We start from the raw sequence: 14,387 nt of genomic DNA on the forward strand, positions 1-14,387 counted from the left end.
GAGATGCGGCGTTTCAACTGGTGGCTTTTCCGTGTGCGATACTTCGGCCGGCGTCAGCTCCATGGCTGGGATCTCCGACGGTCTGTCAAGATGTGGTGTCTCCACCGGTGGCTGTTCCGTATGCGGTACTTCGGCCGGCGTCAGCTCCATTGCCGGAGTTTCCGGGGGCTGCACATCGGTGAGCGGCACTTCTACTGGTATCTGCGCTCCAATAGCTATCTCTGTAGGAGTCAGGATCGGCTGCAATGTTTCAGTCGTGGTAGATATACTTTGAGCAGGAAACGTTTCAAATTGGTTATTATCCAGAACCTGGGAAGCGAGACCATTGGTTGGAAACCCTGAAGTGGCATTAACCACTTCGCCGGTCAGTTCTACTCGTTCAATAAAATGCCCGCCGCCACCCGTTCCAGGTTCGATTGGTGCCTCATTACCTGCTGCGGTTGCATCCAGTGCTTTGGTCGGGTCAACACCATCTGTAATTGCCTGCTGGAGTGCCGCGACATCATCAGTCGCGTGCTCAGTGTTAGCGGCAGCACTCACGCCGCTTTGGTCACTCCAGTGACTATTACGCCCCATATCCATTGTATGACCATCGGATAAGTTCACCGTTAATGCACCGTTAGCACCGGTTACGATTTCTTCTCCGGCGAAGATCCGATCCCCTTCATGCAATTCGCGCTGCGTTCCATCAACAGCAATAGCAAAAACCTGTCCAATGACTACTTTGACGATACCGAGTATGTTGTGCAAACCACTTGCCCCTGAGTATTGAAATTACATATATCCGTCATACTTCAAGTTGCATGCAAGTTGGCTTTCCTCGCCCCAAGGGGCCAGCGCAGGCGCTTTTCGAAAGCTAAAGTCTTTTGTTCTGCAACTCGAATTATTTTGGGTATAGATGCAACAAAATAAGAATTTTGATGTGTCACTTGTCTAAAAATGAACATCTTTTTTAATTAAAGAATTAATATTAACGTTTTATTTACAATAAAATCTGTCTAAAATATCCGCCATCCCTATATACGTAATAACTTACACTAAAAAACAAAGTGAGGAACATCTCGAATAATAAAAAATTCATTTCCCAACATGAAACAGACCGATTCATATGTAGGTCTACTAAGATAAAAAAACAATACCTCTATATTTGAATAGTTATGATATTCACTATATAAAAACCAGGCTAATCGAATAAATATCACACAGCAATGTTGTGCAGTTGCGTCAGTGATGTTAACGAATCACAACCTAATGAGTAATGTCCATTATTCTACATTTCAAAACATGTTCACTTATATTTATCCCAGGTAATAAACCCATCCCTGATTTTAAAAACCACTAAATATATTCAGTCAGATATTGATACTTATTTCAATATGCCCGATGACAGAACCGTAATTTACATAATGCATCATACAAATCACTTAATGTATAAGCATTACATACTGAAACCACTTACATCTTCTATTTCTCTATAGCGCGATTAATATGTTCAGTTGTTACATGCCAGAATGTCGATATCTACAAACCTGTCTCATGAGTTCTGACTCTCATGGTGTGTTTGCTTAGCTTTTCCCGTGTTTCTCGCCAATGGCCCCTAATGCTGGATACTGGAACAGATATTTCTACAGTTACGAGGCAATCCGCAGAAATCACACACGTCAGTCCAAAGATATTGATATTTACCGTGTGTTTCGCGTACTCAATGCCATAACCGCGCTGGCCACGGTGAATAACCCAATAATCCAGGACATCGTCCATGGCGTTCCATCACTGAGCAGCGCCAGCAGCAACGAAGAGATAATCCCGCTGCCATACTGCAATGACCCCATAAAGGCCGATGCAGAACCGGCAACGTTTGGCACCGAATCCAGCGCGGCGGCGGTCGACGTCGCTGCAATAATGCCGTTCATCGAGAAGAAGACGAAAACCGCAGCCACAATCAAAATCAGCCCACCAATTTCCAGTTTTGCCGCAACAGCCAGAACCAGAGCGGCAACGGCGGCAGTTACCACCGCAAATTTCAGCAACACTTCGAGCGAATAACGCTGCACCAGGCGGCGATTTATCACGCTCATGCTCATTAGCCCGACAATATTCAACGCAAATAGCCAGCCGTAGTGTTGCGGCTCCACGCCAAAGTAAGTGATATAGACAAATGGCGAGCCAGTAATAAACGCGTAGGCCGCGACGTAATAGAAGGTCAGGCACACTGTAAAACGCATGAAAGTGGTGTTGGTTAGCAGCGCATAGTAGTTACGAAATGCGCTGGGTAACGAGGCTTTCACCCGCTTTTCCTCCGGCAATGTTTCTGGCAACCAGAACAGTGAAACAAACATCAACCCGCCAATTACCGCCAGCAACCAAAAAATTGCGTGCCAGGAGGTGAATTTAATCATCTGCCCACCAAGCAGTGGCCCGGCGATAGGCGCAATCGCCATAATGATCATTAATGTTGATAGCATTTGCGCAGCACGCGTCCGGCTAAATAAATCACGGATCATGGCTCGCGCCAGCATCGGCCCAGTGCATGCGCCCAAAGCCTGGAAAACACGCCAGAAAACAATCTGCGTAATGTCAGTGGAAAGTGCGCAGCCCACAGAGCCAATCATGAATAGCGCCATACCAATAAATAGCGGTAAGCGGCGGCCAAAGTGATCGCTTAACGGCCCCCAAATCAGTTGGGCAACACAAAAACCGATTAAGAAACCGGTAATCGTCAGTTCCGCATTGCCGTGTAGGTCTGCGGCCATTAACGGCATGGCAGGCAAATAGATATCGGTAGATAAAGAGGTGAACGCCATTAACGCGCTAAGAATAATCACGAAGGAGAGGCCGGCCGTTTTACTGGCTGCCGTCTGCACGCACGCCTGAGAGTCAATCATAGAATTTCGTACCCAAATAAGTCAGGCGCTTATAGTAGCGACTGCGCACGAAAAGATAATCCAGGGTAATTGGATAGCCATTATGAATCGCACTCATGAATGTGTTTAACGCCAGGTTAAATCCTGGTTCTTTTCCACAGCCCCACAGTCTGGCGAGTATGTCCTATGCTTACTGTCTGCGTTTGTAATGCCAACAGGAGAAAAGTATGAGTGATAACAAAAGCATACCCACCACCCGTAACGAGACGCACACCGTTCAATTCCCCACACCGCCTTTTCCCAAGCAGAAGCAGCCTTTCCCAGGGCTTGCGGGGAAAATGATCCCTCGCCCCGATCATGGCGAAACCTCCTATAAAGGCAGCGAACGTCTGGCGGGCAAAAAGGCGCTGATAACCGGTGGCGATTCCGGGATTGGCCGTGCGGTTGCTATCGCCTTTGCGCGCGAAGGTGCCGATGTTGCGATCAACTATCTGCCCGAAGAAGAGGAAGATGCCAAAGAAGTTATCGAACTGATTCGTGCTGCCGGGCGCAAAGCGGTTGCTATTCCCGGTGATATTCGCGAAGAGTCGTTTTGCCAACGGCTGGTGAAACAGGCCGCGCAAGAACTGGAAGGATTGGATTTGCTGGTGAACAATGCCGGCCGCCAGCAGTATTGTGAATCAATAAAGGATCTCTCCACGGAAGCCTTTGACGCGACTTTCAAAACCAATGTTTACGCCATGTTCTGGATAACGAAAGCCGCGTTAGATTACCTGCCGCGTGGTGCATCTATTATTAATACTTCGTCGGTTCAGGCTTATCTCCCCAGTGAAATTTTGCTCGATTATGCCCAAACCAAAGCCGCTATCGTTGCATTCACTAAGTCGTTGGCAAAACAGCTTGGGCCAGAAGGCATCAGGGTAAATGCGGTAGCACCAGGCCCTTACTGGACTGTTTTGCAGTGCTCTGGCGGCCAACCACAGGAGAAAATTGAAAAATTCGGTGAGTCTGCGCCGCTTGGTAGACCAGGCCAGCCTGCGGAAATTGCCGGGCTGTATGTCACTCTGGCCTCACCTGAGTCGAGCTTTACGTCAGGCCAGGTGTGGTGTTCAGATGGCGGGACAGGAACGCTGTAAAATACTGGCGCAGAACGGAGATGTCTTTCTCCGTTCTGGAGCTTATTTAGATTCTGGCACGATGGAGATATGGCCGTTGGTTTCCAGAATCGCAAACTTAATCTCATCAAGCCTGGTAATACCGTGGTCAACTCTGGCCATTAATAAAATATCGTCACAGGAAATATCGGCTTTTTTCATTTTATCCTGAAAAAGATAGCCATTTTCCACCAGAATAACCGGCGTTCCATCAAGTAGATCATCCGCTCCCGGCAGATATTTTTTAATCATGCCAAACAGCATATCCACCACAATTAAAGTGACGATCGTAATCATCGCACCGGTGACTGAAAAATCATTTCCCAGCAGCGCCTGTTGGGTGGCCTCACTAATAATCAGCAATAGAATCAAGTCAAAAGAGGTCATTTGCAGCAAAGCACGCCGGCCCGCAATCTTAAAAACCACCATCAATATCAAATAAATGGCGAATGCCCTTAATACCATATCCATTGTCTGGCCACCTCAGGGATAGATAATTTGCCGAAACGTAATATCCGGTCCACCATCAACTGCTATCGTGCTTTTAATCACACCTGCTTTCATCGGAGTAAGACTTAACCACAGTGTTTGTTTTTCACCTGCTGTAGGTTTGTCATATTCAATGATCATTTCACCATTGCGGCTGTACATTTTATCCGGCTGCGGTTGCAGAGAATCAACGCGAAAACTCTCCATAAAATCACCGCCAAAAATAATACGGTTGCGATCGCGAGGGGATGAGACTGAAACAATTTCCATATCAGCATCACTCATCAGCCGATTGAATTTTTCATAATGGAGGGAAAGCGAGCCATTGGTATTGGAAAGGTGAGAATCACTCAGATAACCCTTTGAAAATATCCCGCACAAGGCGGCAACAACAATCAGCAACAGCAGGACAAAACCATAGCGCCGTACATGAAAGTCAAAGTTCAGCCAGAACGGTTTTTCGACAACGGGCGAAGATTTATCGGCGGGTGCGGTTTTCATGATTTTCATCCGGCAGAAAAGGGGCTGCCGCGAGGATAAGCTCACTGCGACTTTTTGAAGTCTAGTCAACGCATTGAAGGTGTGCCACCGTCGCGCTTTGATTAACTGGCCGCAAAAGCTCGAACCGCAATGCCCTTCTCTTCCAGCAGGTTACGAATCTGGCGAGCCATTTCGATGGCACCAGGGCTGTCGCCATGGACACAGATGGAGTCTGCTTTGATAGGTGTAAACTCGCCTTCGATAGAAGTCACGCCACCTTCGATGATCAGTTGCAGCATACGTTGCGCGATGTGCTGTGCATCATGAAGCACGGAGCCGGCCTCGAGACGAGAAACCAGAGAACCATTAGCGTGGTAGGCGCGATCGGCAAAGGCTTCAGCAATCGTTCGCAGCCCCTTTTGCTGTGCCAAATCCAGCCCCCGGGAACCCGCAAGGCCCACCAGCGGTAAACGGTGATCAATGGCAAGAATAGCGTCGATGACCGCCAATGCCTGGCGTTCATCCTGGGCAATCGTGTTGTAGAGCGCGCCATGCGGCTTAACATAACGCACTTCGGTTCCAGCCGCTTTCGCCAGACCTTGCAGTGCACCAATTTGATAAATCACATCTGCGATTAATTCATCACGGCCAACGTCCATATTACGGCGACCAAACCCCACCAAATCGGGATAGGAGACGTGCGCGCCAATTGCCACCCCCTGCTGGGCTGCCGAGCGCAGTGTTGATAACAGTACCGCTGGGGAACCGGCATGAAAACCGCAGGCGACGTTGGCGCTGCTGACAAGTTTCAGAATCGCGGCGTCATCACCCATCGTCCACGCGCCAAAACTCTCACCTAAATCACTATTTAAATCTATCGCCGTAACCATCGCAGCCCTCTTCGCCCACACACTTATCTGGTGATAATTAGCATACATTATTTGCGTAGCGGGACATCTTTCATCAGCAATGAGAGCAAAAATGCGAGCACCACAACGCACGCCGAAATCATATACACCGAGTGCAATGCCGCACCAAACGCCTGCAAATAATCATTTTGCAGCGCTGCCGGTAGTTCATGTACCGCTTTAGCGCCCAGTTGGTGTGGCAGTTGAACATCCGGAGGGATCAGCTCACTAAGTTTGTTTTGCAGTACATTAGTAAAAATCGCACCAAAAGCCGCGACACCTATCGAACCACCAATCTGGCGAAACAGCGTAGTACTGGAGGTCGCCACCCCAATCAGTTTCTGATCCACGCTATTTTGTACCGCCAGGATCAGCACCTGCATAACCATCCCCAGGCCAAATCCCAGCAGTGCGATATACAGATAAAGAGTGTGAATCGGCGTATCGATTTTTAGTGTACCGAGCAATGCCATGGCAATGAACGTCACCAGCGAACCAAGAATCGGGAATATACGATAACGCCCAATTTTGCTGATAATGCGACCACTAATAATAGAAGTCAGCATTAACCCGCCCATCAGTGGTAACAGTTGAATCCCCGCTTCCGTCGGCGTGGATGACTTCACCACCTGCAAATAGAGTGGCAGGAAGGTCATGGAACCAAACAAAGACATCCCAATAATAAAACCAATCAGGCAACTTAACAGGAAGGTGCGGTCTCGAAACAGGCCGAGCGGAATGATTGGCTCAAAAGCCCGCTGTTCTTCATAGATAAAACCACCAAGCGTCACCACGAAGAAAGCAAATATGCACCACAGTTGGGGATCGGACCACGCCATTACCGTGCCACCCTGGCTGGTAAACAGAATCAAACAAGTCAGTGAGGCCGCAAGATAGCCTGCGCCGAGGAAATCAATTTGGTGGCGAATACGCGCCGTTTGCGGCTTCAGCACTGCACCTATGACCAGCAGCGCAAAAATACCCAGCGGCAGATTGATGTAAAAAATCCAGCGCCAGGAAAAATGCTCAACCAGAAAACCACCAATCAGCGGCCCAATCACAGTGGCTAGACCGAATACGCCACCAAACAAGCCCTGGTATTTTCCACGCTCAGCCGGAGGGATGACATCGCCCACAGCCGCCATCGTCACCACCATCAGGCCACCACCGCCCAGCCCCTGCAATGCACGCATGAGAATCAGCTGCGTCATATTCTGCGCAAGTCCACACAATGCCGAGCCAAGCAAGAACAATACAATAGCGATTTGCAGAACGATTTTTCGCCCAACCAAATCGCCAAATTTACCGTATAGCGGCACCACAATTGTTGAAGAGAGCAAATAAGCCGTTACTACCCAGGAGAGTTTTTCCAGCCCACCCAACTCGCTGACGATTGTCGGCAAGGCGGTAGATACGATGGTCTGGTCGAGTGCCGCAAGCAGCATGACCAGCATCAGCGCGGAAAACAGCAAACGAATCGATGTCGTTTGCTGTTGCGTTTCTGACTGGGGCGTTTCGGTGGCGGTCATTTTACCTGTCGGCTTGTAATTAATTAACTGGGTAATTAATATAGTTGGATTAGTTTCACACGGTCAATGGAGTGCGCACAAAATGTCACCTGAAAACGCCCCTGATAAATCCGAAAATAGTATTGATAATAGCCAAAAACGTCGCCGCCCTGGCCGCCCAGCGGGTACCAGCAAGAGTACCGATAAGCGTGAACATTTGATTGATATCGCGCTAAAGTTATTTTCAAATCAGGGGATTGCGCAAACCCCACTGAGCGCCATTGCCGCTGCTGCGGGTGTGACGCCTGCCATGCTGCATTACTATTTCAAAACCCGCGAACAATTGCTTGATGTATTAATTGATGAGCGTTATATGCCAGCGCGGGCATCAATGGGTGGTGCTTTTGAGCAACACCCAAACGACCCGGTGGGTGCGCTGACCGCGTTGACGCAGAAATTCATTGATGTCTCGTTGCTATACCCGTGGTTTGCGCCGCTGTGGATAAGAGAAGTATTGAGTGAAACCGGGTTACTGAAGCAACGAATTGATGCCCGTTTCGGCTCGAAAGAGAAACAGTCGGCGGTGAACTGGATTCGAAAATGGCAGGATGAAGGCCGCTTAAACCCCGATCTCGACCCGGAGTTTCTGTTCATTTCTCTGTTCGGTTTAACGCTAATGCCGGTTGCCCGCCTGCAACAGGAAATTCGTAAAGGGGATACCAGCCTGAGTACTGAAAGGCTTTCGCGTCATATTGCCGCACTGCTGAAATCTGGGGTGGGTAATCAGCCCCCAGATTAAGATCAATTATTTCCAGCCCCATTCATCACTCACATCAATGATTAGGCTTTTTCTTAGTTTACCCCTATTAAAAATGATGGATTATGCACGCGCCAGATGATGGCGTTTCGCTTCGGCGGCTTCTTCTCAATTTTGGGTTAAACAGCAATGAAAAAAGTAATGTTGATGTTGGTTATGGCCACAGCACTGGCTGGTTGTAGTTCTCCTGCTCAGCGCATGGCTGATTGCCAGGCTCAGGGGATCAGTAAAGATACCTGTTATCTTGCCGAGCAGAACCGACAAAACTCCATTAATAACGCAGCGATGAAACAGGCAATGGAAAATGCCCACGACGCAGTAAAATAAGTCTGATTGTCATCGTTAACACAGGCTCGAATGAGCCTGTTTTTCATCTTATTCCCGCCAGACACAAAATCGCATAACCATTTGAATTTGGTTGATTTTATAACCACTTATTTATGCGAAGTGTAAAGTTTAAAAAATGAATGCCTTAGCCGTTTGTTGACGCTTGTATTTAGCCTGATATGGGGAGTACATTAGCGCCGGCGAATCGATTAATCGCCATCAAAATGCAATATGAAACGGCTATATCGAGTGAAGTAAATCCCAAAACACCCGAACTGCGGTTTCATCTTTCTATACTGAATTTTTAGCAAGATTGCGCGGAAACACGCGCGGAGCAATGTAACGTGAAATATTTCATGATGGGCTTATCGTTCATTTTGTTAGTGTGGATTGGTACGTTTGTGATGATGGTTGAATAACCGGAATATCAAACAATGAGAGACAGGAGCCATAAGGCTCCTGTTTTCGTTTTTATTCGGCTAAATCTGAAGAAGATTTCTGCGTAGTTGGTAATAAGCCGTCCGCCCGGAACATCGCTTTAATACCTCGTACTGCCTGACGAATGCGATCGCGGTTTTCAATTAGAGCAAAGCGAACATGCGTGTCGCCGTAATCACCAAAGCCAACCCCTGGCGAAACGCACACTTTCGCATCCTGAAGTAGCTTTTTAGCAAACTCAAGCGACCCCATTTGCGCGTACTGCTCAGGAATTTTCGCCCATACATACATTGACGCTTTCGGGCATTCCACCATCCAGCCCGCTTCATGCAAGCCCTTAACTAAGACATCACGGCGGCGTTTGTACTGTTCGGCAATATCTCGCACGCATTCTTGCGGGCCTTCAAGTGCAGCAATCGCGGCGACCTGTAACGGCGTAAATGTGCCGTAGTCATGGTAGCTTTTGATTCGAGCTAGTGCGTTCACCAGCTCTTTGTTGCCCACCATAAAACCGATGCGCCAGCCCGCCATATTGTAACTTTTCGACAGGGTGAAGAATTCAACGGCCACATCACGTGCACCTGGAACTTCCATAATTGACGGGGCTTTCCAGCCGTCATAGACAATATCGGCGTAGGCCAGGTCATGCACCACCAGCACATCGTAACGTTTAGCCAGCGCGACAACTTTCTCGAAAAACTCCAGTTCAACACACTGTGCTGTTGGGTTCGATGGGAAGCCGAGGATCATCATTTTCGGTTTTGGATAGCTTTCGCGAATAGCACGCTCCAGCTCGGCAAAGAAGTCGACACCTTCCACCAGCGGCACCGAGCGAACCTGCGCACCGGCGATAACTGCACCGTAAATATGTATTGGATAACTTGGGTTTGGCACCAGTACCGTGTCGCCGTGGTCGAGCGTTGCCAGCATCAGGTGAGCCAGCCCTTCTTTCGAGCCAATGGTGACAATCGCTTCGCTTTCAGGATCGATTTCGACGTCATAGCGGTCTTTGTACCAGCGCGAAATCGCACGGCGTAAGCGCGGAATACCTCGGGATGTGGAGTAGCCGTGCGTATCTTCACGCTGCGCCACCGTACAGAGTTTTTCTACGATGTGCGGCGGTGTTGGGCCATCAGGGTTGCCCATGCTGAAATCGATAATATCTTCGCCGCGACGACGTGCCGCCATTTTCAATTCAGCGGTGATGTTGAACACATACGGAGGGAGACGATCGATACGCGAAAAACGACGTTTTGGACTGGAGTCAGCCATAAATTCCTCAGATTAACGTTAGCGCCCGGACCGTCCGAGCGACGCTGCCACGCGATGTGGCCTGCTTTGAAAATAACCTGAATGAAAATCATCTGTCGAGAGACCCGGTTAAATATTTTTTATTGCACACAAAAGAGGATGCTTCATTTGAAGCTTATCCCTATTTTATTTGATAACCATGATTTATATTAACCATGTCGCAACAATCCAATAACTTTAATTTCAGAAGACGTGGAGTATCACCATGACCCTACACATCGATGACTTACCGCGCGCAATCCGTGAGATAAAACAAAAACTTCGCCACGAATTGCCTGACTACAAAGCCGTTTTTGAACAACTCGAAGCCGATATGAAGCGCCAGATTGACGCAATCCGTGATGAGATGGCCCGTGGTGAAAACCCGGTGCCTCAAATCGAGGCCGACGATATCGTCAACAATCGTGTCAGTGAGCAACAAAAAGCTCTGATTCGCCAGCGCGGTTGCTGCACTGTAAAAGGTGTATTTCCACAATCCCAGGCTCAGGCCTGGAATGAAGAAGTGGGAAATTACCTGGAGCGGAATAATTTTGTCGAAAAACTCAAGAATGCTGCAGAAGATAACTATTTCGGTAATCTTGCCGCCAGTAAACCGCAGATTTACGGTATTTACTGGTCTAAACCACAAGTCGAAGCTCGCCAGCATGCCCGTATGAAAGCGGTACAGGTTTTCCTGAATAATTTATGGGAAACCGAAAGCAACGGTAAACAGCACTTCGATCCAAATCGTGTCGTGAGCTACGCTGACCGTACCCGCCGTCGCCCGCCGCGCTCGAACTCCCTGGGCCTGTCGCCACATGTCGATGGCGGTTCAGTTGAGCGCTGGCTGGATGAGAATTTCCGCCATGTTTATCGCCATGTGTTTGCCGGTGAATGGCAAAATTACAATCCATTTGCTGCGGAAGGCCGTACCGAAGTACGTGAGTTCCCATCCCCAGCAGTGTGTTCCATGTTCCGTACTTTCCAGGGTTGGACGGCACTTAGCCCTCAGCGCAAACACGGTGGCACGCTAACCTTACTGCCGATCGCAAACGCAATGGCCTATATCTTACTGCGCGCACTACAAGACGATGTGCCTGAAGAATCCTTATGTGAAGCGAAGCCAGGACGCGCACTATCCATTAACGAGCAATGGCATCCCCTTTTATTAACAGGGATTTCCTCAATTCCGGATATGGAAGCAGGCGATACCGTGTTCTGGCACTGCGATGTGATCCATGCCGTTGAAAATGAACATCATGGGGAATTTGACAGTAACGTGATGTATATCGCTGCAGCTCCGTGGTGTGAGAAAAATACTGCATACCTCGAGCGCCAATGGCCAGCATTTGTTGAAGGAAAATCACCGCCAGACTTCGCCGCTGATGATTTCGAAGTGGATTTCACGGGACGAGCCACTCCTGCGGATTTAACTGACGCCGGACGAGAGCAATTGGGCGGGAAGTAATCGAATCAGTGGTCGGATATCGCTACGCTAATCCGATCGACAAAAAGCTGTAAGTCCGTTGTGGGGTGGATTAGCGCAAGCGACATCCACCTTCTTTTCACCAAAAGATACCTTTCTGGTAACCGCTGTGTAATTTCCTTATCATTGCCTTTCCATTCTTTGTCACGCGAGTCACCCGTGCACGAAATTTTTAATATGCTGCTGGCGGTATTTGACCGGGCGGCGCTGATGCTTATTTGCCTGTTTTTCTTGATTCGCATCCGGCTTTTCCGCGAGCTGCTGCATAAAAATGCCCACACGCCCAAAGAGTTATTAGCAGTCACTGCTATTTTCTCGTTATTTGCCTTGTTCAGCACCTGGTCTGGTGTACACGTTGAAGGCTCGCTGGTTAACGTGCGCATTATCGCAGTCATGGCGGGGGGGATCTTATTTGGCCCGTGGGTAGGTATTATCACCGGTATTATTGCCGGGGCACACCGTTATCTAATTGATATTGGTGGCATAACTGCTATTCCCTGCCTGATTACCAGCATCGTTGCGGGCATTATTGCAGGTTGGATAAACCGTAAAATACCCAAAGAGAAACACTGGAGTGTCGGCATTATCGCCGGGATGCTATGTGAAACCATGACCATGGTACTGGTAGTGCTATGGGCACCATCTGTTGAGCTCGGGATAGATATCGTTTCGAAAATCGGCATTCCGATGATCCTCGGAACAGTCTCTATTGGCCTGATAGTGGTGCTGGTGCAAAGTGTTGAGGGTGAAAAAGAGGCCAGTGCCGCGCGCCAGGCCAAACTTGCGCTGGATATTGCCAACAAAACATTGCCTCTGTTCCGCAAAGTTAATAGCGAATCACTGCGCCAGGTCTGCAATATTATCCGTGAAGATATTAAAGCCGACGCGGTGGCGATAACCGATATCGACAAAGTACTGGCCTACGTCGGTTTTGGGGAGAATAACTATAAACAGAATGACGACGGTATCAGCCCCAGAACGCAGCTCGCGATTCGAGAAGGCAAAATCATTATCCGCAATGATGATGAAGCTTACCGGACGCCGGAAATTCACTCGCTGATAATTATTCCGTTATGGGAAAAAGGTGTTGTCACCGGCACGCTTAAAATCTATTACCGCCACGCACACCAGATAACTTCCACATTACAAGAAATGGCGGTCGGGCTTTCGCAGATTATTTCTACTCAACTGGAAGTTTCTCGCGCGGAGCAATTACGCGAAATGGCAAATAAAGCAGAGTTACGCGCTCTGCAAAGCAAAATTAACCCTCATTTTCTGTTCAACGCCCTGAATGCGATTTCATCGTCTATTCGGATGAATCCAGATACCGCACGCCAGCTTATCTATAACCTGTCGCGCTATCTGCGTTACAACATTGAATTAAAAGATGATGAGCAGATCGACATTAAAAAAGAGCTTTATCAAATTAAAGACTATATCGCTATTGAGCAGGCGCGCTTTGGCGACAAGCTAACGGTGATTTATAACATTGAAGAAGAGGTTAACTGTCTGATCCCAAGCCTGCTTATTCAGCCGTTGGTTGAAAACGCGATTGTTCATGGCGTTCAGCAATGTAAAGGCAAAGGTGTCGTGACCATCAGCGTGGAAGAGAGTGGTAACCGGGTGCGTATTGCTGTGCGCGACACCGGGCATGGTATCGATCCGCAAGTTATTGAACGCGTAGAGGCCAACGAGATGCCAGGCAATAAAATTGGCCTGTTAAATGTGCACCATCGCGTAAAATTACTCTATGGAGAGGGGTTAATTATCCGCCGTCTTGAGCCGGGTACGGAAATTGCGTTTTACATTCCTCACGCCGCAACTGTCGTTCCGCCGTTATTGTCGCAGCAAGGAGGAAATACATGAAAGTTCTCATCGTAGAAGATGAAGTGCTGGCACAGCAGGAGCTTAACTGGCTGATAAAAGAACATAGCCAGATGGAAGTGGTTGGTATCTTTGACGATGGTATGGATGTCCTGAAGTACCTGCAACATCACGAAGTTGACGCTATTTTTTTAGATATAAACATCCCTTCTTTAGATGGTGTGTTATTGGCGCAAAACATCAGTAAATTTGCCCATAAGCCATTTATTGTGTTTATCACTGCCTGGAAAGAACATGCGGTAGAAGCCTTCGAGTTGGAAGCATTCGACTACATTCTCAAACCTTACCAGGAATCGCGCATTATTGGCATGCTGCAAAAACTCGAAGCGGCTTACCAGCAACAGAATGCTCCAGCGTCCGGGAATACGACAAACCGCGAAGCGTTGACGATTAACCTGGTGAAAGATGAGCGAATTATCGTCACTGACATCAACGATATTTATTATGCCGAAGCGCACGAGAAAATGACGTTTGTTTATACGCGACGTGAAGCCTATGTGATGCCGATGAATATCACTGAGTTTTGTAACCGCCTTCCGGCAAGCCATTTTTTCCGCTGCCATCGCTCGTATTGCGTGAACCTGAGTAAGATCCGCGAGATCGAGCCGTGGTTTAACAATACTTATATTTTGCGCCTGCGGGATTTGGATTTTCAGGTGCCGGTGAGTCGAAGCAAGGTAAAAGAGTTTCGTGCGTTGATGCGGTTGTAGAACGGGTGCAAGAAGTTACACACGATTTGTAG

The 14,387-nt window shown here is 48.4% G+C and carries 13 protein-coding genes and 1 pseudogene; 7 read left to right on the forward strand and 7 right to left on the reverse strand.

From position 1 onward, the window contains the following. Positions 1-750 (reverse strand): retention module-containing protein (locus M979_RS11430; protein ID WP_157093239.1); only part of this gene is annotated, 750 nt, incomplete at its 3' end. 932 nt (positions 751-1,682) lie between these two features. Continuing rightward, a complete protein-coding gene (locus M979_RS11435) occupies positions 1,683-2,885 on the reverse strand; it encodes a multidrug effflux MFS transporter (protein ID WP_064555003.1) in 1,203 nt (400 codons plus the stop codon). 206 nt (positions 2,886-3,091) lie between these two features. Here M979_RS11435 and M979_RS11440 point away from each other — a divergent pair, with 206 nt between their 5' ends. After that, positions 3,092-4,000, forward strand: a complete 909-nt coding sequence (locus M979_RS11440) for an SDR family oxidoreductase (RefSeq protein ID WP_064555004.1) — start codon at positions 3,092-3,094, stop codon at positions 3,998-4,000. A gap of 42 nt (positions 4,001-4,042) precedes the next feature. On the opposite strand, the gene M979_RS11445 is transcribed toward M979_RS11440, so the two are convergent. From M979_RS11445 to M979_RS11460, 4 genes are all read right to left on the reverse strand, one after another. Continuing rightward, positions 4,043-4,489 carry a DUF421 domain-containing protein gene (locus M979_RS11445; RefSeq protein WP_034458960.1) on the reverse strand — a complete coding sequence of 149 codons (447 nt, stop codon included), beginning with the start codon at positions 4,487-4,489 and terminating at the stop codon, positions 4,043-4,045. Positions 4,490-4,501: 12 nt separating this feature from the next. Beyond that, positions 4,502-5,008 (reverse strand): hypothetical protein, encoded by a 507-nt coding sequence (locus M979_RS11450; RefSeq protein WP_064555005.1) that lies wholly within the window; start codon positions 5,006-5,008, stop codon positions 4,502-4,504. Positions 5,009-5,109: 101 nt separating this feature from the next. After that, the gene (locus M979_RS11455) at positions 5,110-5,877 is read right to left on the reverse strand and encodes a LamB/YcsF family protein (protein WP_064555006.1); all 768 of its coding nucleotides are present in this window, start codon (positions 5,875-5,877) and stop codon (positions 5,110-5,112) included. Between the two features lie 47 nt (positions 5,878-5,924). After that, positions 5,925-7,424, reverse strand: a complete 1,500-nt coding sequence (locus tag M979_RS11460) for an MDR family MFS transporter (RefSeq protein ID WP_034458966.1) — start codon at positions 7,422-7,424, stop codon at positions 5,925-5,927. 82 nt (positions 7,425-7,506) lie between these two features. Here M979_RS11460 and M979_RS11465 point away from each other — a divergent pair, with 82 nt between their 5' ends. From M979_RS11465 to ypdK, 3 genes and pseudogenes are all read left to right on the forward strand, one after another. Continuing rightward, positions 7,507-8,202 carry a TetR/AcrR family transcriptional regulator gene (locus M979_RS11465; protein WP_064555007.1) on the forward strand — a complete coding sequence of 232 codons (696 nt, stop codon included), beginning with the start codon at positions 7,507-7,509 and terminating at the stop codon, positions 8,200-8,202. 147 nt (positions 8,203-8,349) lie between these two features. Beyond that, positions 8,350-8,529 (forward strand): annotated as a pseudogene (locus M979_RS11470) (hypothetical protein); the annotation flags it as partial. Between the two features lie 362 nt (positions 8,530-8,891). Continuing rightward, on the forward strand, positions 8,892-8,966 hold the full coding sequence (ypdK, locus tag M979_RS24045; RefSeq protein WP_122974041.1) for a membrane protein YpdK: 75 nt from the start codon (positions 8,892-8,894) through the stop codon (positions 8,964-8,966). A 52-nt stretch (positions 8,967-9,018) separates the two neighbouring features. On the opposite strand, the gene alaC is transcribed toward ypdK, so the two are convergent. Beyond that, complete coding sequence (gene alaC, locus M979_RS11475) at positions 9,019-10,257, reverse strand: alanine transaminase (RefSeq protein WP_064555008.1); 1,239 nt, start codon at positions 10,255-10,257, stop codon at positions 9,019-9,021. Between the two features lie 244 nt (positions 10,258-10,501). On the opposite strand from alaC, the gene M979_RS11480 reads away from it, so the two are divergent. The 3 genes from M979_RS11480 (at position 10,502) to M979_RS11490 (ending at position 14,355) form a co-directional block, all read left to right on the forward strand. Beyond that, positions 10,502-11,743, forward strand: coding sequence for a DUF1479 domain-containing protein (locus M979_RS11480; protein WP_064555009.1), 1,242 nt, complete (start codon positions 10,502-10,504; stop codon positions 11,741-11,743). Between the two features lie 177 nt (positions 11,744-11,920). Then, complete coding sequence (locus M979_RS11485) at positions 11,921-13,627, forward strand: sensor histidine kinase (RefSeq protein ID WP_064555010.1); 1,707 nt, start codon at positions 11,921-11,923, stop codon at positions 13,625-13,627. Continuing rightward, positions 13,624-14,355, forward strand: a complete 732-nt coding sequence (locus M979_RS11490; protein WP_064555011.1) for a LytR/AlgR family response regulator transcription factor — start codon at positions 13,624-13,626, stop codon at positions 14,353-14,355. Before M979_RS11485 ends, M979_RS11490 begins: the two co-directional genes overlap by 4 nt. Positions 14,356-14,387 lie beyond the last annotated feature (32 nt).

The sequence above is a fragment of the Buttiauxella noackiae ATCC 51607 genome, assembly GCF_001654865.1.
Taxonomy (GTDB): domain Bacteria; phylum Pseudomonadota; class Gammaproteobacteria; order Enterobacterales; family Enterobacteriaceae; genus Buttiauxella; species Buttiauxella noackiae.

What these genes read in the sequence shown, in the direction of transcription:
- M979_RS11435 (WP_064555003.1), bottom strand. Translation starts at nt 2,885, where the DNA reads ATGATTGACTCTCAGGCGTGCGTGCAGACGGCAGCCAGTAAAACGGCC.
- M979_RS11460 (WP_034458966.1), bottom strand. Translation starts at nt 7,424, where the DNA reads ATGACCGCCACCGAAACGCCCCAGTCAGAAACGCAACAGCAAACGACA.
- M979_RS11490 (WP_064555011.1), top strand. Translation starts at nt 13,624, where the DNA reads ATGAAAGTTCTCATCGTAGAAGATGAAGTGCTGGCACAGCAGGAGCTT.
- M979_RS11450 (WP_064555005.1), bottom strand. Translation starts at nt 5,008, where the DNA reads ATGAAAACCGCACCCGCCGATAAATCTTCGCCCGTTGTCGAAAAACCG.
- M979_RS11455 (WP_064555006.1), bottom strand. Translation starts at nt 5,877, where the DNA reads ATGGTTACGGCGATAGATTTAAATAGTGATTTAGGTGAGAGTTTTGGC.
- M979_RS11440 (WP_064555004.1), top strand. Translation starts at nt 3,092, where the DNA reads ATGAGTGATAACAAAAGCATACCCACCACCCGTAACGAGACGCACACC.
- alaC (WP_064555008.1), bottom strand. Translation starts at nt 10,257, where the DNA reads ATGGCTGACTCCAGTCCAAAACGTCGTTTTTCGCGTATCGATCGTCTC.
- M979_RS11445 (WP_034458960.1), bottom strand. Translation starts at nt 4,489, where the DNA reads ATGGATATGGTATTAAGGGCATTCGCCATTTATTTGATATTGATGGTG.
- M979_RS11465 (WP_064555007.1), top strand. Translation starts at nt 7,507, where the DNA reads ATGTCACCTGAAAACGCCCCTGATAAATCCGAAAATAGTATTGATAAT.
- M979_RS11480 (WP_064555009.1), top strand. Translation starts at nt 10,502, where the DNA reads ATGACCCTACACATCGATGACTTACCGCGCGCAATCCGTGAGATAAAA.